Below are 21,308 nucleotides of genomic sequence, written 5' to 3'. Positions count from 1 at the left end.
AACGGCACCGAGAGAGTCATCAAAAAGTGTCCCACCGTTGGACACCACCTTAGGTGTCGATCATCTTCACCCTGGGGACGAGCCAGAGTGCCTCGAGGGTGATGGATACCGACCGGTCTCAACTCGTAGATTCGTTGTACCAGGAAAAGACCGGTATCGGGATCCACGTTCCCCTGAAAGTTCAAGTAGGAGAAGGCCGATGGTAATTCAACATCGTTCGCTGATCGTCGCTCGAATAGTTCCGGACGCTGTTACCCGCGTAGCCGAGATCTTCGCCGAATCCGACGCGACGGATTTGCCGATGCTCGCAGGCGTCACCCGGCGCGAGCTCTACGCCCTGGGTGACCTGTATGTGCACCTGCTGGAGACCGAGCAACCCGGTGCCAACGCCATCGGTGCAGCTCAGCAGCATCCGGAGTTCGCCCGTGTGAGTTCCCGTCTGGGTGAATTCATTTCGCCCTACCTCGCGAACTGGCAATCCCCAGCGGATGCCCGCGCTCGCATGTTCTACCAGTGGACGCCGCAGGCCGGTCCGACGCTGGAAATCCCGAACCGATCGGCTTCGGGTACCGACACACAATGGAAGGCAGAGAAATAAATGTCCGACGCATTCACCATCGAAACCCTGCGCGCGATCCTGGACGAGCACGTCGGGGTCGACATCAGCCCGCACGAGTTGCAGAAGGCAGAGACGCTGACAATGGAAGAACTCGGCGTAGATTCACTGGCGGTCTTCGAGATTCAGGGCGTTGTGGAACACGACTTCGACGTCAGGTTGCCCGCTGAGCTCCTCGAGATGACCGGTGGTGAAGTGGTTCGGTACGTCGAGCTCGCAATTGTCGAGGAGGTCGCGTGATGTCCGGGCACACAGAAAACACGATCCTCATCGACGCGCCCCTCGAAGTGGTGTGGGATTCGACCAACAACGTGCGGTCCTGGCCGGATCTGTTCTCCGAATATGCCGCCGTCGATGTTCTCGCCGAGCAGGACCACACCGTCCGATTCCGGCTCACGATGCACCCGGACGAGGCGGGGCGAGTGTGGAGCTGGGTCAGCGAGCGCACCGTCGATCCCGTCAACCGGACCGTCGACGCCCATCGGGTGGAGACCGGACCGTTCGAGTACATGCGCATCCACTGGCACTATGCCGAGTCCGGATCGGGCACCCGAATGACCTGGGTCCAGGACTTTCACATGCGACCGGGCGCACCGCTCGACGACGCCGGCATGACCGACCGCATCAACACCAACAGCGTGATCCAGATGCAGCTCATCAAGGAGAAGGTCGAACAGCGCCATGCCGCCGCGGCCGAGACGACCGCGACGCCGAGCATCCAGCCGGGCCGCGTCGATGTCTCCGACCTGCCCGCCGACCGCCGCCGCGGCGGCGAAATCAGGACCGTGCTGAGCCCGAAAACCGTTGGTAGCACGTCCGGATTCACCGGCGTCGCCACTCTGGAACCGGGTGAGCGCATCGCCGAGCACTACCACCCGTATTCGGAGGAGTTCCTGTATTGCGTTCAGGGCGACATCACCGTCGACCTCGACGACGAGGAGTGGTCGCTGGCAACGGGGCAGGGACTGTTCGTACCGATCGGTGTCCGGCACCGGTTGCGCAATACCGGGACCGAGACCGCGAACATCGTCTTCCATCTCGGACCGCTCGCCCCGCGACCCGAACTCGGTCACGTGGACACGGAACTGTCGGCGGCTGCGCCCGGCGCCGCGGAGAGAGCGCGATGACCCGGGTCGCGGTCACGGGGGTTGGCGTCGTCGCTCCGGGCGGGATCGGACGCAGGTCGTTCTGGGACTGTCTGTCGTCCGGGCGAACCGCGACCCGCCGGATCGGTTCCTTCGATCCGACCGGGTTCCGCTCCCAGGTGGCGGCGGAATGCGATTTCGATCCGCAGGCATCCGGGTTGTCGCCCCGGCAGGTGCGCCGCTTCGATCGGATGACCCAGTTCGCTCTCGTGGCCGCCCGCGAGGCGTTCGAGGACAGCGGTCTGGAGCTGTCCGACGTCGCGCGTGACATGTTCGGGGTGTCGCTCGGCTCCGCGGTCGGCGCGACCATCACCCTGGAGAACGACTACGTGGTCGCCAGTGACGGTGGCCGGGATTGGCTGGTCGACGAGGGCTCCGTACAGCCCTACCTGTATCAGGCCCTCGTCCCCAGCAGCATGGCCGCCGAGGTGTCGGCCGACTTCGAATTGCACGGTCCGGCAAGGGTTGTCTCGACGGGCTGCACATCCGGGATCGACTCGATCGGTCACGCGCTGCACATGATCGAGGACGGTGACGCCGATTTCGTCCTCGCGGGCGCTTCGGAAGCACCGATCTCACCGATCTCCGTCGCGGCGTTCGACGCGATCCGGGCGACCACCGATGACAACGACGATCCCGCGCACGCCTCGCGGCCCTTCGATCTGACGCGGGCCGGTTTCGTGCTCGGGGAAGGTGCGGCGGTGCTCATGTTGGAGAAGCTCGACCACGCCCTGGCTCGAGGCGCCCACATCTATTGCGAGATCGGCGGATACGCCTCGCGCTGCAATGGCTACCACATGACCGGACTCCGCCCGGACGGGCTGGAGATGAGCATGGCCATCTCGGATGCGATGGACCAGGCCCGGCTCGATCCCGGCGCGCTCGGCTACATCAGTGCCCACGGCTCGGGCACGAAGCAGAACGACCGTCATGAGACGGCCGCTTACAAGAAGGCGCTCGGCGCCGCCGCGTACGAGATTCCGATCAGCTCGATCAAGTCGATGGTCGGGCACTCGCTCGGCGCGATCGGTTCCATCGAGCTGGCGGCCTGCGCGTTGGCAATGGATACCGGGGTGATCCCGCCGACCGCGAACTGGAGTACCCGAGACCCGGAGTGCGATCTGGACTATGTCCCGAACACCGCCCGCAACGTCACCGTCGATGCGGCGTTGTCGGTGGGCAGTGGGTTCGGTGGTTTCCAGTCCGCGATGGTCTTCACCCGTCCGGAGGAGTTGCGATGAACCGTCGTGCAGTAATCACCGGGATCGGTGTGATCGCCCCGAGCGGCAACTCGGCGAGTGAACACTGGAAAACCGTTGTGGCAGGCGAGAATCGGATCGCACCGATCACTCACTTCGACGCCTCCGCGTATTCGACCACACTGGCCGGCGAGGTCCGCGACTTCGTGCCGGAGGAGTACGTGGACCGCCGTCTGATCGTGCAGACCGATCGGTGGACGTGGATGTCGCTGGCGGCGACAGCACAGGCCTTGTCGGATGCGGAGCTCGATCCGGCCGGGCTGGATCCGTACCGGATGTCGGTCGCACTGGCGAGCTCGTCGGGGGGCAACGAATTCGGCCAGCGGGAGCTGCAGCGGCTGTGGTCCGGACCGAAACGCACTGTCGGCGCGTATCAATCGGTCGCCTGGTTCTATGCGGCGAGCGTTGGGCAGACCTCGATTCTGCATCAGATGAAGGGGCCGTCGAATGTGCTCGTCGCCGAAGCGGCGGGCGGCCTGGACAGCCTCGGCTATGCGGCTCGCATGATCGGTCGCGGAGCCGACGTGGTCCTGGCCGGCGGCACCGAGGCGCCACTCGGCCCCTACGCGCTCACCTGCATGCAGTGCAGCGGATGGCTGAGCCGGCAGCAGGATCCGGCACGCGGATATCTGCCTTTCGACGCCGATGCCGCCGGATATGTCCCCGGCGAGGGTGGCGCCATCTTCGTGGTCGAAGAAGAGCAGCACGCCCTGCGGCGCGGCGCACCGTACGTGTACGCCGAGGTCGCCGGGTACGCCGCCACCCACGACGGCCGTACCTCCCGCCCCCGGGGCGACGTGACCGGCGAGCAGCCCTCGAAATACCTTGCCGCTGCGCTGAATCGAGCACTGGAACGGGCACAGACCTCGCCAGAGCAGACAGATGTCCTGTTCGCCGACGCGGTCGGCGTGCCGGCTGCCGACCGGGCCGAAGCCGAGGCGATCCGCACCGTCTTCCCCGACGGGGTACCCGTCACCGGTCAGAAAGGGCTGTTGGGCAGGGCGGTCCACGGCAGCTCCGCGCTCGACGTCGCAACCGCCGTGCTGGCCATGCGGGAACAGACCCTGCCCGCGTTCGGGGCGTTGCCCAACCCGGCCCCGGGGTGCGAACTCGATTTCATCGCCGCGCCGCAGCGGGCGGCCGTCGACGTCGCCGCCGTCGCCGCACGCGGATACGACGGCTTCAACAGTGCGCTGATTCTGCGCCGACCCGAAGGAGTCTCACAGTGAACGACAACGAGAGCACCGGACGCACCCGCCTCGGGCCCGGTCGGGTCGTCTTCCTGATCACCGTGCCACTGGAACGGCAAGACGATTTCCTCGCCGCCTACGAGCAGATCCGCCACCTCGTCGCCGAGGGCGTTCCCGGTCATATCGCCGACCAGGTCTGCCGATCGGCGGAGGACCCCGAGCAATGGTTGATCACGAGCGAGTGGCAGGACCTCCAGGACTTCTACGACTGGGAAGCCACGCCGGAACACCGCACGCTCGTCCGGCCGATGCGTGAATGTTTCACCGCCGCACGGTCATCGAAGTTCACCATCGTTGCGGCCACGACCGCCGCAACCTTCGAGAACCGCCGGTCGGAGCTGACCGGTTCACCCCATCCCCACCGAAACACCAACCCGGCAATGGCCGGAGAAAAGTGATCATCATGCGCAACGACACAGACTCCTGGGACATCAAGACGAGCGTCGGCGCCACCGCGCTGTTCGTCGCGGCAGCACGCGGCCTGGCGGCGCAGCACCCACAGGCCCTCGCCGTCGACCCGTTCGCAGAAGTCTTCTGCCGCGCCGCGGGCGACGAATGGGCCGCGTTGTTCACCGCCGATCCCGAGCAGACGAAGAACCATCCCCTGCGCGCGCCCGGTTTCGGACCGCTGTTCCAGGACTTCCAAGCCGCACGCACCCGGTACTTCGACGACTATCTGCGCGCCGCCGCCGACGCCGGAGTGCGTCAAGTCGTCATCCTCGCCGCCGGTCTCGACTCCCGCGCCTACCGCCTGGCCTGGCCGGACGACACGGTCATCTACGAACTCGACCGCTCGCAGGTTCTCGATTTCAAACGCGACGTGCTCGCCGACGCCGGGGCGCAGACCACCGCCGAACGCCACGAAGTCGCCGTCGATCTTCGCGAAGACTGGGCAAACGCACTGCGCGACAACGGCTTCGATCCGTCGATACCAACGGCGTGGCTGGTCGAGGGCCTCGTCATCTACCTCACCCCCGACGCCCAGAATCAGCTGTTCGAGACCCTGAACGCGCTCTCGGCCCCCGGCAGCTGGCTCGGCATCGAAGAAATGGCCACGATCGACTCCGGCGTCTACGCCGAAATGACCACTCCCTCCAACGATCCCGACAGCTACGACCAGGGTGGTGGCGCGCGTTGGGCCGGCCTCATCTACAACGAGGGCAAAACCCAAGCGGTGCAATGGTTCCTGCCGCATGGCTGGAGCGGTGCAGCGACCGGACTGGTCGACTACCTGACATCCCACGGCCGTGCCGTGCCCGCTGTGAAGGGGCCGGTGGGGCATTTCAACCCGTCCCTGATGAGTCTCGCCACCGTACGGAAGTAACCGACCTGGCAACGCCGCAAAGCCCGGCAGGAAGGCAGGGTGCCGACGTGCAGCACGACCGCGACGAAGCGGATTCACCCGAGCGCGACCACTCGGCACACATGCCGCCGGACCGCAGACGCTGGATCGCGCTCGTCGTGGTCCTCGTCGCGGGGTTCATGGACCTGCTGGACGCCACCATCGTCAATGTCGCGGTGCCGAGCATCCAGCGCGACCTCGGGGCGCAGTATGCACAACTCGAATGGATCGTCGCGGGATACGTGCTGGCGTTCGCGGCAGTCCTCATCACCGGTGGCAGGCTCGGCGATATCTACGGCCGCCGCCGGTTGTTCCTGACCGGCGTCGCCGGATTCACCATCGCCTCGGCGCTGTGCGGCATCGCCGTCAGTCCGGGCATGCTCATCGTCTCGCGGTTTCTCCAAGGCGGAACCGCGGGACTGATGGTGCCGCAGATCCTCGCGATCATCCACGTCACCTTCCCGCTCGAGGAGCGCGGCAAGGTGTTCGGCATGTTCGGCGCCGTGGTCGGATCGGCGGCGGTGGTCGGGCCGACCGTCGGTGGTGTCCTCGTCGACTGGAATGTGTTCGGCCTCCAGTGGCGGCCGATCTTTCTGGTCAACGTCCCGGTCGGTATCGCAGCCTTCGCGGCGGCCCTGTTCGTGGTGCGCGAATCGAAATCCGCGACCGCTCCGAAGCTCGATCTCGTTGGCGCCACGCTCGCCACCGCCGCGATCGCGATGCTGGTGTACCCGCTCACGGAGGGACGCCGATACGGGTGGCCGGCATGGACTTTCGCGATGATGGCGGGCGCGGTCGCGATGCTCGCGGTCCTCGTCCGCTACGAGAACCGGCGTGCTCGGACGATCGGTTCACCGCTGATCGTGCTCGGACTGTTTCGGCGGCGGTCGTTCTCGATCGGCAGCGTGCTCTGGTTGATCTTCTGGATCGCGCTCGGTGGATTCTTCCTCGTCTGGACGCTCTACATGCAGATCGGCCTCGGCTGGTCGCCGCTGCGGGCCGGTCTGACCTCCGGCGTGTTCGCCGTCGGCGCTGCGGCGGCGGCAGGCATTTCCGTGGAGGTGCTCGTACCGCGGTACGGGCGCCGAGTGCTGATGGCGGGAGCACTGCTCAATGCGGCGGGCTTCGCCGCCTACGTGTGGGCGGCGTGGCACTATGGCCCCGCGATCACCTCGTGGCAAATGATTGCGCCGCTGGCCATTTCGGGACTGGGCTTCGGCCTGGTCGTCTCGCCGACCATCGACTTCGTGCTGGCGGAGGTCCCCAGGGACGATGCCGGTTCGGCGTCCGGTCTGCTGAACACCGCTCAGCAGCTCGGCATCGCCCTCGGTGTCGCACTCGCCGGCGTGGTCTTCTTCGCTCAGCTCGACAGCGGTTCCGGCCGCAGCGTCGATGTGGTCGCACCCCATGTGCGCACCGAACTCGCCGCGGCCGGCCTGAACACACAGGCGCAGGCGCAGATCATCCCCGGCTTCCGGGCGTGCGTGCAGGACAGATCGGCCGCCACCAACCCCGCCGAGACTCCGCCGAGCTGCCAGGCCATCCAGGGCCGATCCGCTCAGCCCGGAAGGCCCGATCCCGTCACCGAAATCCTCAGCGACGCAGGCAAAAAGGCCAATGCCGAGAACTTCTCCCGCACGTTCGGGCTCACGCTGTGGTGGGGTGTAGGAATTCTCGCCGTCGTCTTCGCGGGATTCTTCGCGGTCCCTCGCCGCGCAGAACATCACGATCCGAACGATCGCTGACCATCGAACGTCCTGGTGGCAGTGGGCTCGTCAGGAGTGTGGCCGCACGACCTCTGCCAACCGGGCGCCGCGCGAAGCGTTGATCATCCCGCCAGTTGTTCTGCGATCGAACCTGTCACTGTATCGGCGCTCGACGAACTGTGGTCGCCGGCGATCGGTTCGACAACCACCGGTGTCAGCACCGGTCGGCTCGGGACCGTCGAGGATTCCTTGAATCCGATGCGGGTGTGCAGCCGGCGCAACGGTTTTGGCGCCCACCAGTTCAGGTCGCCGGCTATCCGCATGAAGGCCGGCACCAGCACGCCGCGGATCAAGGTGGCGTCGACGAGGACGGCCAGTGCGGTGCCGATACCGAACATCCGCATGAACGACAGGCCGGTCGCGAACGACAGCAGTGTCACGGTGAGCAGGGCCGCCGCGCTGCTGACGATGCGGCCGACGCGGCCGAGGCCCTCGATGGTGGCGGCTGTGGTGTCCGCGCCGGCGTCGTGTGCCTCCTTGATGCGCCCTAGCAGAAAGATCTCGTAGTCCACCGAGAGGCTGAACGCGATGCAGCACAGCAGCACCACCATGGCAATGTTGAGCGGTGCCGGGGTGAAGCCGAGCAGCCCGGCCAGGTGACCGTCCTGGAACACCCAGACCATGGCGCCCAGCACGGCCGAGAGCATGAAGATGTTCAGTACCAGCGCCTTGATGGGCACCACGATGCTCCCGGTGAACAGGAACAGCAACACCAGTGTCGCGGCCGCCATGATCGCCAGCGCCGGTGCGAGCCGAGAGGTGATGGCCGCGCGGCTGTCGATCAGCGACGCCGTCGGCCCGCCCACCGAATGGTCCCCCGGTAGTGCGCGAATCGCGCGCACCAAAGCCTGCGAAGCGGGGCTCTGGATGCTTGTCGATGGCTGTACCTCTACGAATCCGGTTGTACCAGAAAGGAATCGGGTTGCAGTCGGCCCGGGTGCGGGCACCAGTACTCCACCCTCGTACCGGCCGAAGACGCCATCGACGTGGAGGACGCCGTCCATGGTCGAGATCTGCCGGGCGAGCGGTTCGAGCGCTTGCGGGTCGTGATCGGACAGCACGGTCACGGCGTCGGACATGTCCGTCGGATAGTCGTTGCGGATCGATGTCGTGACCTGCCGGGCCGCGGAGTCGGCGGGCAGCGCCCGCTCGTCCGAGGTCGCGAACTGTGCGTGCGCGAACGGGATTCCCATGAGGAGCAGCAGCGCCATGACTCCGAGCGCGGCCCGCAGCGGCCGGCGCGTGACGGCCATCGCGGTGCGCCGCCAGAATCGCGACGGCTGCGCGAGCCGATCCCGGCGGCGGCGCAATGCCAGGGCATCGACGCGGGACCCGAGCAGGCTCATCAGGGCCGGCAGCACGATGACCGCGGCCAGCGCGGCCAGCAGCACCACCACGATGGCGGCGATACCGACCGACCGCAGGAAAGAGGTTGGAAACACCAGCATTCCGGCCATGGCGACGGTGACGGTGGCCGCGCTGAAGAGGATCGTGCGCCCGGCCGTCGTGACAGCTTCCACGACAGCCTGTTCCGGCTCGTGACCGCGTTGTCGCTCCTCACGGAATCTCGACACCGTCAGCAGGCCGAAATCGATTGCGAGCCCGAGACCGAAGGCGGTGGCGACGGTCAGCGCATACACCGACACCTCGGTGACATGGGCCAGCCAGAAGAGCACCCCGGTGGTGGACACGATCGAGACGACGCCCACCGACAGCGGCAGCAGCGCGGCCATCACACCGCCGAACACCACGATCAGCAGGAGCAGAGTCGCGGGCAGTGCGATCGATTCGGAGACGACCAGATCGCGGTGCACCCGACTCTCGATGTCATTGGTCAGGCCGAGCTTGCCACCGGCCCGCACCTCGATCACGGGGTCATGGGCGGGCAGGTCGTCGACGATTCGCTGGGTGATCCGGGCCGCCGCTTCCGGGCTGCCGTTCGGGTGCAGCAACACCAATCCGGAACGACCGTCCGCGCTGCGCAGCTCCGGCGTCCCGGTGGACCAGTACGAGCCCACGACCGCCACGTCCGGTTCGGCAGCGATCTGCTGCGTCAATCGCTGTGCGGCCGTTGCCACTTCGGGGCTGCCGACATCGCCGTCGCGCGCGGTCACCTGCAGGATCAGATCGGGGGAGCCGCCGAACCGGGTGTCGAGGACATCCTGGACATGGACGGACTCCGAGTGCGGATCGTCGAATCCGCCGACCTTCAGATGCTGGGACACCCCGGCCCCCATCAGGCCCGCGAGCACGAGGACGACGGTGGTGAGGGCGAGGACCAGCCGGGGGTGTGCGACGGTGGCGGTGGCGAGGCGTCTCAACATGGCAGCCTCGCTTCGGATCGGGTGTATCGGCGCAGCAGTTGCCGTAGGTGCCGGAACAGAAGTTCCTTCTGTTCGGTGAGGTAGAAGTGATCGCCGGGAAGAATCCGCACGTCGTGGAGGTCGGTGGTGCACCCCACCCAGGCGGCCAGATCGAGTTCGCCGGCCAGCGGATCGGCGTTGCCCCCGAAGACGTGGATCGGGCACGGCAACGGTGGCTCGGCGTCCCGGTGGTCGCTCGCGCAGAGGCGCAGGTCGTCACGGATCGTCGCGAGCAGATCGCCCAGTAGCGCAGGAAATTCGAGCAGTTCTGCGGGCAGCCCGCCGAGGTCGGTGAGCAGCCGGATCAGTGTCGCGTCGTCGAGCGCGTCGGTCAGCGCCGACGCCATCGGCAGTGGGGGAGCGGCGCACCCGGACAGCAGCAGCGCCCGAGGAGAAGTGCGCCTCCCGTGATGGCGGCGGCAGGCCAATCGGTAGGCGATGAGGGCGCCCATGCTGTGCCCGAAGAACAGGTGCGGTTCGGTGAGGAACCCGTCCAGCTGGTCGTCGAGCTCCGCGAGCAGTGCCTCGATGTCGGTGAAGCGGGCCTCCCCGGCGCGGTGCTCGCGGCCGGGGAGCAGCACCGGCCACACCGTCGCGTGCGGGTGCAGCGCGCGCTGCCATCCGTGGAACAGCGCGGTGCCGCCGCCGGCGTGGTGGAAACAGAACAATCTCAGGCCCTGCTCGTCGGCGGGCCGAATCAGGTAGCGGGTCATCGCAACGCGGCCAGTTCCTCCGTCAGCACCCGCACCGTGTGCCGGATCTGCTCCTCGGTGTGGCACACCGTGACGAAGAACCGCAGCCGGGCCAGGTTCTCGGGCACGGCCGGATACAGGATCGGATTGACGTTGATTCCGCGCCGCAGCAACGCATTCGACAATGCCAGCGTCTGCATCGAATCACCGACGATGCACGGGATCACGGGCGTGGCGAAACTGTCGCCGGTGTTCATGCCGGCATTCCTGGCCAATTGCAGGAACAGCTCCGACCGGGTCCGTAGCTGTTCGAGCAGTACGGGCCGGGCCCGCAGCTGCCGAATCGCCGCCAGCGATGCCGCGGCGTTGGGCGGGGTGATGCCGACGCTGTATATGAATCCGGGGGTGGTGTATTTGAGGAAACGAATGAGTTCGCGGCTGCCCGCCACGTACCCACCGCACCCGGCGAGCGCCTTCGACATGGTGCCCGACCACAGCTCCACATCGGCACGGTCGACGCCGGAATGCTCGCCGATGCCGGCGCCGGTCGCACCGAGCACCCCGATGCTGTGCGCCTCGTCGATCATGAGCAGCGCGCGGTGCTTCTTCTTCACCGCGATGAGCGCGGGTAGATCCGGGATGTCACCGTCCTGGCTGTACACGCCCTCGATCACGATGAGCACTCGGCGGTACTGATGCCGAATGTCGGTCAGCATTCGGTCTAGTGCGTCGTGGTCGTTGTGCGGGAACGGCCGCCGGGTGGCGCCGGAGAGCTTGCAGCCCTGCAGAATACTGTCGTGCGCCAGGCTGTCGTGCACGATCAGGTCGCCCTCCCCGACGATGTGCCCGATCACCGTCACATTGGTGGCGTGGCCGCTGACCATCGCGAGCGCATCCTCGGTGCCCAGCAGGGTGGCGAGTTCCCGCTCGAGTTCGGCGTGAATCGGTTTCTCGCCGGAGAGCAGCCGACTGGCCGAGCACGAGCTGCCGTACCGCGCGACCGCATCCTGGACCGCCGACACGACGGCGGGATGTCCCGACAGGCCGAGGTAGTTGTAGCTGGAGAAGTTCAGCACCTCACGGCCTTCGATCACCGACGTGTCCCGGGTGACCCCGTCGTTGACGAGGAAGTAGGGGTTGGACATGCCCAGGGACTCGGCCAGCGCGATGCGCTCCGAGATCGCCTGGACCTCGGGAAAATCCGCGATGCGATGCTGGGGTTCGACGGCCGGTCGTGGTTCGGCGACGGGTTCGGGGAGGTATTGCTCTCCGCGGTGACGCGCGACGAGTGCGACCACATCGCCGAGAGTTGTTGCGGGGGTGTACCAATTCGGTTCGACGACAAGTCCCGGGAACTTCCTGGCGAGGCCGCCGAACAGATCCGCGATCATGATCGAGTCGAATCCCAGGTCGTCGCCCAGGGTTTGGATGGTACTCACCCGGTGTGCCGGAAACCCGCTGACCCGAGCGACTTCGGCGCGGACCGCCGCGGAAATGTCGCGACCCTGCTCCGCGGTGATGGGCTGCGTCCGCATTTCCGGTGTGGACGACGTGTTCCGGGCCGCGGCCGCGAGGACGGCGGCCTGCTCCCGGAAGAGCTCGATCAGGTGATCCATGGTGGCTTCCGTGGTGTGTCCGGTTGTCGGAGTGGGTGTTTCGGTGCTGGGTGCGGGGGCGTCGACCTGGGTCCAGAAGCGGTGGGTGGTGGCGAACTCGTAGCCGCCGATGCGGTGCCGCACCCGGGCGGCGGGCTCGTAGAGGACGTCCCAGTCCGGGTTCAGACCGTCGCGATACAGTGCCGCGACCGTCGAGGCGAGCTCGTTCCCGGTCGCATCCGGCCCGGGGCAGGGCACCTGGATCGGCAGGTCGAGCTCGGCGTGAGCGCGGCCGACCAGCGGGGCCAGCGTGCGCCGGGGACCGACTTCCACGAGGTGGGTGGGCTCGGCCCGCAGCGCGGCTGCCGTGGCATCGGCGAACCGCACCGTGGCCTCGACGTGTTCCACCCAGTAGGCGGCGTCCATCGGCTCGTCGGCGTCGAGCAGGCGTCCGCGCACGGTCGAATAGATCGGGATTTCGGGGTGGCGGTAGTGGCATTCGCCCGCCACCTCGGCGAAGGCGTCGAGCATCGGCTGCATCAGCGGCGAGTGGAATCCGTGCGAGACGGTGAGCGGGCGGGCGGTGATCCCGAGGTCGGTGAGCACCGCGCCGATCCGTCCGATGCCATCCGCGGCGCCGGACAGCACCAGTTCCCGCGGGCCGTTCACCGCGGCCACCGCGACACGGGGCTCGGGTGCGATCAGCTCGGCCAGTTCGGAGGTCGTGCCGCGGACCGCGAGCATCGTTCCACCGTCGGGCAGCTGCTGCATGAGCCGGCCGCGGGCGCAGATCAGCCGGCACGCGTCATCCAGGTCGAAGACTCCGGCGACCGCGGCGACCGCGTATTCGCCGACGCTGTGGCCGAGCAGCCACGCCGGCTCGATGCCGAGGTCGGTGAGCACCCGGGCCAGTGCGAACTCGACCGCGAAGATCGCCGGCTGGGCGAACTCGGTCCGGTGCACGAGTTCGCTTCCGCCGAGCAGTAGTTCGGCCACCGAGCGGTGCAGGTGCGGCGCCAGCTGTGCGTCCACCTCCGCGAGCGCCCGCCGGTAGGCGTGACTGTGCTCGTGCAGCGCGCGCGACATACCGGGATACTGCGAGCCCTGGCCGGTGAACAGCCAGCCGATCGACAATGGCTGCGCGACACCGGAATCGGGCGCCGTGCCCGAGGCGAACGCCCGCAGCGCCGACACCGCCTCCGCCCGGTCACCGACCGCGAAAGCCAGCCGATGCCGACCGGAGGACTTCACGAGATTGCTCGACCAGCACAGTCGACTCAGGGCGGCGGGATCGTGGTCGATGTGCTCGGCGAGCCGGGCGGCGTTGCGCCGCAGGCCATCCCGATCGTTCGAGGAGACGGTGAGCACGCCGCCGCCGTCGGTCGCCGGTGGAATCCTGGTCGCGGGAGCGCCGGCCAGCAGCATGTGCGCATTGGTCCCGCCCATACCGAAGCTGCTGACGGCGCCGTGAATCGGGCCGTCCGGCAACGGCATCGGCTCGTGCAGCAGTCGCAGGCCGTGCCGGGCCAGCCGCAGCCGCGGATTCTCGTCGGCGGCGAACCTGGTGGGCGGGACGACGCGGTGACGCAGGCTGAGCGCCACCTTGATCAGGCCCGCGATGCCGGCCGCGCCCTCGGTGTGGCCGAGGTTGCCCTTGATCGACCCGATCGCGCACGGCTGCGCCCGCTCGACCGCGTGCACCGCGCCCAGCGCCTTGGCCTCGATCATGTCGCCGAGAACCGTTCCCGTGCCGTGCGCTTCGACGAAGGCGACCTGCTCCGGGAGCACGCCGGCCCGCCGGTACGCCTCGGCGATCACCTGTTGCTGTGCCCAGCGATTGGGCGCGGTGATGCCGTTGCTGCGCCCGTCGTTGTTCACCGCGCTGCCCTTGATCACCGCGTGGATCGGCAGACCCTCGGCCAGGGCGTCGGCGAGCCGTCGCAGCACCACCACCGCGACACCCTCTCCGCGGCCGATGCCGTCGGCCTTGCCGCTGAACGGCTTGCACCGCCCGTCCGGGGCCGAGAGTCCGGCCTGGGTGTAGAAGACGTTGAGCGCGGGTGTGACGGCGATGTTCACCCCGGCGGCGAGGGCCTGGCCGCATTCCCCCGCCGACAGCGCCACACACGCCTGGTGCACCGCGACCAGCGAGGACGAGCAGGCGGTGTCGATGGCCAGACTCGGGCCCTTCAGGTCCAGCTGATAGGAGATCCGATTCGCGGTCATGAAATAGCCGTTGCCCGAACCCATTTGGGGCGTGATACGCGCGTGGTCGCGCATGTGCACGGTCGCCCACTCGTTGGCCATGACGCCGACGAAGACACCGGTATCGGTCCCGGACTGGCGGCGGGGGTCGAGGGTGGCGTCCTCGAACGCCCGCCACGCGGCCTGCAGCAGTAGCCGCTGCTGCGGATCCATCGCCTGCGCCTCGCGCGGAGCGATGCCGAAGAACTCGTGGTCGAATGCGTCGGCATCGGAAAGGAATCCGCCGCTGCGGTTGTTGACCGATCCCGGTCCGCCCGCCGGATCGTGGAATTCGCCTGCCCGCCAGCGCTGTTCGGGCACCTCGGTGACGGCGTCCGCGCCGGCCATCAGCAACTCCCACAACGCTTCGGCATTCGGCGCCTGCGGGAACCGGCAGTCGAGGCCGACGATCGCGATATCGGTCATGCTGTGTCCATTGCGCATGTGCGGTGGCTCTGCGTGGTTACGCTGCGCTGCCGCCTCCGAGCCTTGACCGCTCATGCTGTGTCCGTCAGGCATGTGCGGCGGCTCTGCGTGGTTACGCTGCGCTACCGCCTCCGAGCCTTGACCGCTCATGCTGTGTCCATCGGGCATGTGCGGCGGCTCTGCGTGGTTACGCTGCGCTACCGCCTCCGAGCCTTGACCGCTCATGCCGCCGACTCACGGTGCAGGGCGGCCTCGTTCGCGATGAATCCGGCCAGTTCGGCGATCGTCGGATAGTCGAACACGACGGTGGCGTCGAGCTCGAGATCCCACTCGTCCTCGACCTCGCCGCAGAGGCTCACCGCGGACACGGAGTCCAGGCCGAGTTCGGCCAGCGGCAGCCTGATATCGACGCTGTACTCGGGCTGGTCCAGATAGCCGGCGACCCGCTCGACCAGCCACTCGATGATCGACGCTGCCTCGCCGGCAGCCGTGCGCGTGTGCATTGTGGTGATCCCCTTACGGTTTCGGCTGTCGGATCAGCCGAGGGTGGTCGGCACGCGGGTGCGCATCCGCTGGACGGACGGTTCGATCTGTTCGTGCAGCACCGAACCGATCGTGTTGTCGAAGAAGGCCGCTCGCATGGAGCCGCGCTGTACCTTGCCGCTGGTCGTGCGGTGCACGCTGCGGTGCTCCACCAGCACCACATTCGGCGCCGGCAGCTCGAACACCGCGGCCACGGTGGCGCGGATGCGGGTTGCCAGTTCGGCGGGGGTCGATTCGCCCAATGCGGTGGTCCGCACGCCCTGGATCACCAGCAACCGCTCCTGCCGGCCGGTTTCGACGGCCAGTGCGACTCCCAGCGAGTCGGCGAGCGCCGGATGCTCCGCGCGGACGGCTTCCTCGATGTCGTGGGGGTACAGATTGCGGCCGTTGACGATGATCAGGTCCTTCAGCCGGCCGGTCACGAAGAGCTCGCCGTCATGGATCGCGCCGAGGTCGCCGGTGCGCAGGTAGGGTCCCTGCCCGGCGAGACGGGCACCGAACTTCTCGCGAGTTTCGTCCGGCCGGTTCCAATAGCCTTGTGCCACACTGTCTCCGGCGAGCCAGATCTCGCCGACCCGACCATCGGGCAGCGCCTGCAGCGTATGCGGATCCACGATCCGGATCTCCATTCCCGCTACTGCTCGCCCGGTACCGACGAGGCCGGTTCCGTGCTCGGCCGGTACCAGCCGGTGACCTTCCAGCTGGGCTGGATCGACGGTCAGATACTCGAGCGGACGCCCGTGCGGGCTGATGGACCCGATCAGCGTCGCCTCGGCCATGCCGTAGCCGGGGGCGAAGACGTCGGCGGCGAATCCCGCCGGGCCGAGCCGCTCGATCACCGCCTCGAGGGTCCGTGGCCGGATCGGCTCGGCACCGACGAGGGCCGCCCGCAGCGACGACAGGTCGAGCCCCGCCAGCTGCGCGTCGCTCACGCGCCGCGCGATCAGGTCGTAGGCGAAGTTCGGCGCGACAGTGGCGTGGGCGCGGTAGCGGTGGATGGCCTCCAGCAGGGTCACCGGTCGCTTGAGGAACGTCATCGGTGACATGAACACCAGGTTCGCGCCGTTGTACATCGGCTGCAGCAGCATGCCGATCAATCCCATGTCGTGGAAGTGCGGCAGCCATCCGACCGTGTCGTCGGTATCGGTGGCGTCGAGGACCGCGCTGGTGGCGGCCGCGTTGTGCACGAGATTGCGGTGGGTGACCACCACGCCCTTGGGCTCACTGGTGGAACCGGAGGTGTACTGCAGGAATGCGACTGTGTCAGCGTCGATTTCGGGCAGCGCCCAGGCCTCCGGATCACCGAGCTCGGCGGTGTCGGTCGCGGCGACCGACACCGGCACGCCCGCCTCCCGGGCCCAGGTGGTGAGCGGATCCCGGAATTCACCGGTCGTCAGCACCAGACCGGTCCCGGTGTCCGCGAATATCCCCGCAACCCGCTGCATGCTGCGCGCATCGTGCGGAACCGGGGCAGGCACGGCGATCACTCCCGCATACAGGCAGCCGAGAAAGGCCCGCAGGAATTCGAGTCCGGGCGGATACAGCAGCAGCACCGGCCGGTCGGCCTCCGGGCGTCGCGACAGCCAGACCGCCATCGCCCGGGCATCGTGGTCGAGTTCGCGATAGCTCGCCGACTGCTCGATCAATTCGCGGCCCTGTTCACGGAGATACGTGTAGCGCCGGGTGTCGCCGTAAGTAGCGGCCTGACCGCGAATATGCGTGACGAAGGTGGACTGCATTCGTGAACTCCCGGGCTCTGATTCGTGTACCAGGTGCGACAGATTTGCTGGGCATTTGTCTTTGCTGGGCATTTGTCGCGCTGCTTGGAAAAGAATCATCAGGCCCGGCGCTTGCGCCGAATAGCCACCAAAGGTGGAGATCACCTTCACCCCCTGGGGCTGCATTCCCGCTGGAGGGGTCCCTGCCGCACATCCCGAACCGCCGGCAGCGGCGGCAGGCCGGCGATCGAATCGTGCCGGTCAGCGGTGGCTAGTCGGCGGATATCTTGGCGGGCATGGAACGGTAGGCGTGCAGGTTTCGCAGGGGATGCGGGATCGGTGGGCCGTCCAGGCGCAGATCCGGGTACCGCTCGAAAAGGGCTCGTAGTGCGATGGCGCCTTCCAGCCGCGCGAGGCGGGCTCCCAGGCAGCCGTGTATCCCGCTGCCGAACGCGAGGTGTTCCGCGGCGTTGTCCCTGGTGACAGTGAATCGCTGGGGATCGGGGAAGACCGTGGGATCGTGGTTGGCTCCGGCCAATGACAGCAGGACCAGGGAACCCGATTTGATGCGCTGATGATCGATATCGACGTCACAGTTCGCGACCCGGCCGGTCATCCGCACGGGACCGTCGTAGCGCAGGATTTCCTCGACTGCGTTCCGCCACAGCTCCGGCTGATCGGCCAGCAGTTCCAGCTGGTCCGGATGGCTTGTCAGCAGGGCGATTCCGTTGCCGAGCATGTTCACCGTCGTCAAGAATCCGGCGTCCAGTAGCAGGGCTGCATTGGCCACCTGCTCGCGGCGGGTGAATTCGTCAGTTGCCACCAGCATGCTGAGCACGTCATCTCGCGGCTCGGCGGCAAGCCTGTCCAGGTGCTGGTCGAAATACTCTTTGACCTCCGCCAGGCCCTCGAGGGCGTCGCGGTAGGTGGTCCAGGCCAGGCCTCGTTCGAGCAGCGGCGCACCCGAGTCTCCCCATTTCAGCAGGGTCGAATGCATGTCGGGCGGCAGCCCGAGAATTTCGGCGATGATCGTGACGGGCATCTGCGCGGAGAAGTCGCCGATCAGATCGGGTCGAGGATTCGATTCCAGGCGGTCGATCAGGTCATCGGCCACTTCGGCGACTCGCTCCTCCAGCGTCGCGATCGCCTTCGGGCCGAATGCGTGCCCGACCATGCGTCGGTACCGGGTGTGATCCGGCGGATCGGTCACCAGCATCGAGGGCGGTTCCCCGAGGTTGGGGAGGCCCGGATCGGTCTTGGCCAGCATCCAGCGGATCGGCTTCGGCAGGGCTGGATGGCTGGGCGAGACCACGCCGAAGCGCCGGTCCCGGAGGATGAGTCGGCAGATTTCGTAATCCGCGGTGATGTACACCCCCGACATCCGGGGAATCCGGCCCCGCCGCCGGATCTCCTCGATATACGGCGATGAGCCGAGCAGGCCGTCCGGATAGAGGGCGAGATTCCCCAGCGGCTCACCTCTACGCGCCGACCACCGGAGGTAGGTCCGCAGGAAGCCGTGCATGAGCAGCCACCGAGTCCATGTGCGAGTCAACATTTGTCACCTCTCACTCCCGACCGCTCCCTATGATAGTGATTCGCTATGGGCTGCTGGGGGTGATGGAGTGACGTTCGGATCAGGCGAGGGGCCCACCATGGACAGGCGCTGTTTCGTCAAGGGCGTCGGCGCGGCTGCGGCGATGCTGGGCCTTGCGGGCGTCGGCGCGGCCACGTCTGTCGCGCGGGCCGACAATTTCGGCGAGAGCCCGAAGACGCCGATCTATCGCACTCTGGTGCCGGAGATCTTCGCACCCCTGCCGGATCCCGCCGATCATGTACCCGCGATCGTCGTCGGATCAGGGTTCGGGGCGTCGGTCACCGCGCTGCGCCTGGCACAGTCCGGGATCGACGTCGCAGTGCTCGAGCGTGGATCGCGCTGGCCGAATGATCCGTGGCGCAACATCTTCGCCGTCGACACGATTCCGGATGGCCGCGGCTTCTGGCATCGCACCACCTTCACCGGGGCGAACAGGATCCGGGTGGCTGTCGATCCGTTCGGCGGGGTCCTCGATGTTCGCAGCTATCCGGGCATCGATGTGTGGCGCGCGGCGTGTGTAGGCGGTGGCTCGGTCGTGTGCACCGGGGTGATGATCGAGCCGGAGCAGCGGTTCTTCGATCAGGTGTTCGGCGGCGTTGTCGACTATCGCGAGATGCATGACGTCTACTACCCCAGGGTCCGAAAGATGTTGCAGCCCAGCCCGATACCGGACGACATCTACAACTCCTGCGCGTTCACGCACTCCCGAGCCTGGGACGAACAGGTCCGCGCGGCCGGATATACGCCGCAGCCCATCGACGGCGCCTGGAGGTGGGACGTCGTCCGCGATGAGCTGGCCGGGCGATCGATGGCGTCCGCGACGGTGGGCTGTTCGAACCTCGGCAATTCCAACGGCGCGAAGTTCGATCTGAACCAGAACTATCTGCGCTGTGCCGAGGACACCGGCCGCGCCGGGATCTACCCGGGCCATCGCGTGGACACCATCGCCGAGGAGCCGGGAGCGCCGGGTCGCTATGCGGTCGCCGTGACCAAACTCGCCCCGACCGGGGAGGTGCTCCGCAGCCGGACGCTGACCTGCGACATGCTGTTCCTGGCCGCAGGGTCCCTCGGCACCTCCGAGCTGTTGGTGCGCGCGCAGGCGACCGGCACGCTGCCGAACCTGAACGAGTACATCGGCGATGGCTGGGGCAGCAATGGCGACGTCGCCCTGGCCCGGCCCCTCACCGCGCTCGACGTGGGCACGCAGGGCGCGCCCTCCGCGAGCCGGATTTTGGACGAAGAGGGCACCCCCGTGGCGCTGGAGAGCTGGTTCATCCCCGGCACGTCGCCGCTCGACATCGGCCTGCTCGGATCGCTGGGCCTCGTGCTCGACGACACCCGCGGCCGGTTCGTCTGCGACCCGGCCGATGGGCGCGTGGACCTGCTGTGGCCACCCGACGGCGCCGCCGGTTATCTCGCGCGAGCACGCGAAGTCAACGGCACCATGATCGGTAGCGATCAGCCATTTGCTCGATCGGGACTGGATGCGGACGCGTCGTTCACCGCCCATCCCTTGGGCGGCGCAGTGATCGGACGCGCGACAGACGAGTACGGCCGGGTGTGTGGCTACCGGAACCTCTATGTGATGGACGGGGCGGCGGTGCCCGGTAGCACCGGAACGGTGAACCCTTCGTTGACGATCAGCGCGCTGGCCGAGCGCAATATCGAACAGATCATCGATTCTGGCGGGTAGTGGAGCAGTCCGGCGATACAGTCGAGAGCTGTGGACGAGACTCCGGTCGCACACCGTCGGCGGTCGCTCGCCGAACGGGTGGCGATCCGGCTGCTGTACCCGACATTTCGGCCCACCGAGGAGTCCTTACGGGAGGCCGTCGCCGGCAAGGTGGTACTGGTGACCGGGGCCTCGCACGGTATCGGCAAGGCCAGTGCGCGGAAGCTGGCCGCGGCGGGGGCGGTGGTGCTGCTGGTGGCGCGTTCCCGGCCCGAATTGGAGCGGCTGGCCGCCGATATCACGGCCGCCGGCGGCGCAGCCCACGCCTACCCGACCGACCTGACCGACCCGGACGCCGTCGACCGGCTCGGCCGGACGCTGCTGGCCGAGTACGGGCACATCGATGTGGTGATCAGCAACGCGGGAAAGTCGATTCGGCGCCCCATCGCCGAGTCCTACGACCGCTTCCACGATTTCACCCGCACCATCGACATCAACTATCTCGGCCCGGTGCGGCTGCTGCTGACTCTGCTGCCCGATATGCGCGCACGCGGGCAGGGACACATCGTGAACGTCTCCACCTGGGGCGTGCTCATGCCGCCGAGTCCGCGCTGGTCGGCCTACGGTGCCTCGAAAGCGGCCTTCGACGTCTGGCTGCGCAGCGTCGCCGCCGAAATCGCCGGTGACGATGTCACCACCACCTCGGTCTACATGCCACTGGTCCACACCAGAATGAGCGCGCCGACCGACTTCGGCCGGATGCCCGGCCTGACCGTCGACGAAGCGTCCGACCTCGTCACGCACGCCGTCACCGCCAAACCCCGCGACGTCGCGCCTTGGTGGGCAGTCCGGGTCCAAGCCTGGTCCGCGGTCCACCGCGACCAGGTCCAGCGCTTCATGGAACACCGGTTCGACCGCTGAAGAGCGGACCGGGCTTGTGGGCCGGGCCGGCGTGTCGTCCCCATCACTTTTCGGCGTCATTCTCATGGCAAATGTATAGGCATTGCATCGCACCGGATAATTTCGAAGGCCGATCGATGCAAATACGGAAATAAGGAGAGATTCGGTCGTCGAATCGAAGGC

The 21,308-nt window shown here is 67.4% G+C and carries 16 protein-coding genes; 10 read left to right on the top strand and 6 right to left on the bottom strand.

Features of this window, described 5'->3' with window-relative positions; translation table 11 throughout:
- Window positions 1-199: 199 nt before the first annotated feature.
- Genes ABZ909_RS17020 through ABZ909_RS16985 form a run of 8 tightly spaced genes read left to right on the top strand, consistent with a single transcriptional unit; the run spans window position 200 to window position 7,357 of the window.
- Window positions 200-598, top strand: a complete 399-nt coding sequence (locus ABZ909_RS17020) for a TcmI family type II polyketide cyclase (protein WP_357000175.1) — start codon at window positions 200-202, stop codon at window positions 596-598.
- A complete protein-coding gene (locus ABZ909_RS17015; RefSeq protein WP_357000172.1) occupies window positions 599-856 on the top strand; it encodes an acyl carrier protein in 258 nt (85 codons plus the stop codon).
- On the top strand, window positions 856-1,743 hold the full coding sequence (locus tag ABZ909_RS17010; protein WP_357000169.1) for a cupin domain-containing protein: 888 nt from the start codon (window positions 856-858) through the stop codon (window positions 1,741-1,743). The genes ABZ909_RS17015 and ABZ909_RS17010 overlap by 1 nt, the downstream gene beginning before the upstream one ends.
- The gene (locus tag ABZ909_RS17005; protein WP_357000167.1) at window positions 1,740-3,002 is read left to right on the top strand and encodes a beta-ketoacyl-[acyl-carrier-protein] synthase family protein; all 1,263 of its coding nucleotides are present in this window, start codon (window positions 1,740-1,742) and stop codon (window positions 3,000-3,002) included. The genes ABZ909_RS17010 and ABZ909_RS17005 overlap by 4 nt, the downstream gene beginning before the upstream one ends.
- Window positions 2,999-4,249 (top strand): beta-ketoacyl synthase N-terminal-like domain-containing protein, encoded by a 1,251-nt coding sequence (locus ABZ909_RS17000; protein WP_357000164.1) that lies wholly within the window; start codon window positions 2,999-3,001, stop codon window positions 4,247-4,249. The genes ABZ909_RS17005 and ABZ909_RS17000 overlap by 4 nt, the downstream gene beginning before the upstream one ends.
- Window positions 4,246-4,668 carry an antibiotic biosynthesis monooxygenase family protein gene (locus tag ABZ909_RS16995; RefSeq protein WP_357000161.1) on the top strand — a complete coding sequence of 141 codons (423 nt, stop codon included), beginning with the start codon at window positions 4,246-4,248 and terminating at the stop codon, window positions 4,666-4,668. Before ABZ909_RS17000 ends, ABZ909_RS16995 begins: the two co-directional genes overlap by 4 nt.
- Window positions 4,669-4,673: 5 nt before the next feature.
- A complete protein-coding gene (locus ABZ909_RS16990) occupies window positions 4,674-5,594 on the top strand; it encodes a class I SAM-dependent methyltransferase (RefSeq protein WP_357000158.1) in 921 nt (306 codons plus the stop codon).
- Window positions 5,595-5,641: 47 nt separating this feature from the next.
- Entirely contained in the window at window positions 5,642-7,357 is a 1,716-nt protein-coding gene (locus ABZ909_RS16985) for an MFS transporter (protein ID WP_357000155.1), read from the top strand.
- Window positions 7,358-7,440: 83 nt separating this feature from the next.
- On the opposite strand, the gene ABZ909_RS16980 is transcribed toward ABZ909_RS16985, so the two are convergent.
- The 6 genes from ABZ909_RS16980 to ABZ909_RS16955 form a co-directional block, all read right to left on the bottom strand.
- Window positions 7,441-9,702 carry an MMPL family transporter gene (locus tag ABZ909_RS16980; RefSeq protein ID WP_357000154.1) on the bottom strand — a complete coding sequence of 754 codons (2,262 nt, stop codon included), beginning with the start codon at window positions 9,700-9,702 and terminating at the stop codon, window positions 7,441-7,443.
- Window positions 9,696-10,454: an alpha/beta fold hydrolase gene (locus ABZ909_RS16975; RefSeq protein ID WP_357000151.1), complete on the bottom strand. Its 759-nt coding sequence runs from the start codon at window positions 10,452-10,454 to the stop codon at window positions 9,696-9,698. The genes ABZ909_RS16980 and ABZ909_RS16975 overlap by 7 nt, the downstream gene beginning before the upstream one ends.
- A complete protein-coding gene (locus ABZ909_RS16970; RefSeq protein ID WP_357000149.1) occupies window positions 10,451-14,698 on the bottom strand; it encodes an aminotransferase class I/II-fold pyridoxal phosphate-dependent enzyme in 4,248 nt (1,415 codons plus the stop codon). The genes ABZ909_RS16975 and ABZ909_RS16970 overlap by 4 nt, the downstream gene beginning before the upstream one ends.
- 221 nt (window positions 14,699-14,919) lie before the next feature.
- Entirely contained in the window at window positions 14,920-15,201 is a 282-nt protein-coding gene (locus tag ABZ909_RS16965; RefSeq protein WP_357000147.1) for an acyl carrier protein, read from the bottom strand.
- A gap of 33 nt (window positions 15,202-15,234) precedes the next feature.
- Entirely contained in the window at window positions 15,235-16,980 is a 1,746-nt protein-coding gene (locus tag ABZ909_RS16960) for a fatty acyl-AMP ligase (protein ID WP_357000144.1), read from the bottom strand.
- Between the two features lie 250 nt (window positions 16,981-17,230).
- Window positions 17,231-18,514, bottom strand: coding sequence for a cytochrome P450 (locus ABZ909_RS16955; RefSeq protein WP_357000142.1), 1,284 nt, complete (start codon window positions 18,512-18,514; stop codon window positions 17,231-17,233).
- 97 nt (window positions 18,515-18,611) lie between these two features.
- Between ABZ909_RS16955 and ABZ909_RS16950 the strand changes: the two genes are divergently transcribed.
- On the top strand, window positions 18,612-20,246 hold the full coding sequence (locus ABZ909_RS16950) for a GMC oxidoreductase (RefSeq protein WP_357000140.1): 1,635 nt from the start codon (window positions 18,612-18,614) through the stop codon (window positions 20,244-20,246).
- A gap of 30 nt (window positions 20,247-20,276) precedes the next feature.
- Window positions 20,277-21,146, top strand: coding sequence for an SDR family NAD(P)-dependent oxidoreductase (locus tag ABZ909_RS16945; protein ID WP_357000138.1), 870 nt, complete (start codon window positions 20,277-20,279; stop codon window positions 21,144-21,146).
- The last annotated feature ends 162 nt before the right edge of the window (window positions 21,147-21,308 follow it).

Source organism: Nocardia sp. NPDC046763, assembly GCF_040645495.1.
Taxonomy (GTDB): Bacteria; Actinomycetota; Actinomycetes; order Mycobacteriales; family Mycobacteriaceae; genus Nocardia.
This window is presented reverse-complemented; position numbering and strand designations above follow the sequence as displayed.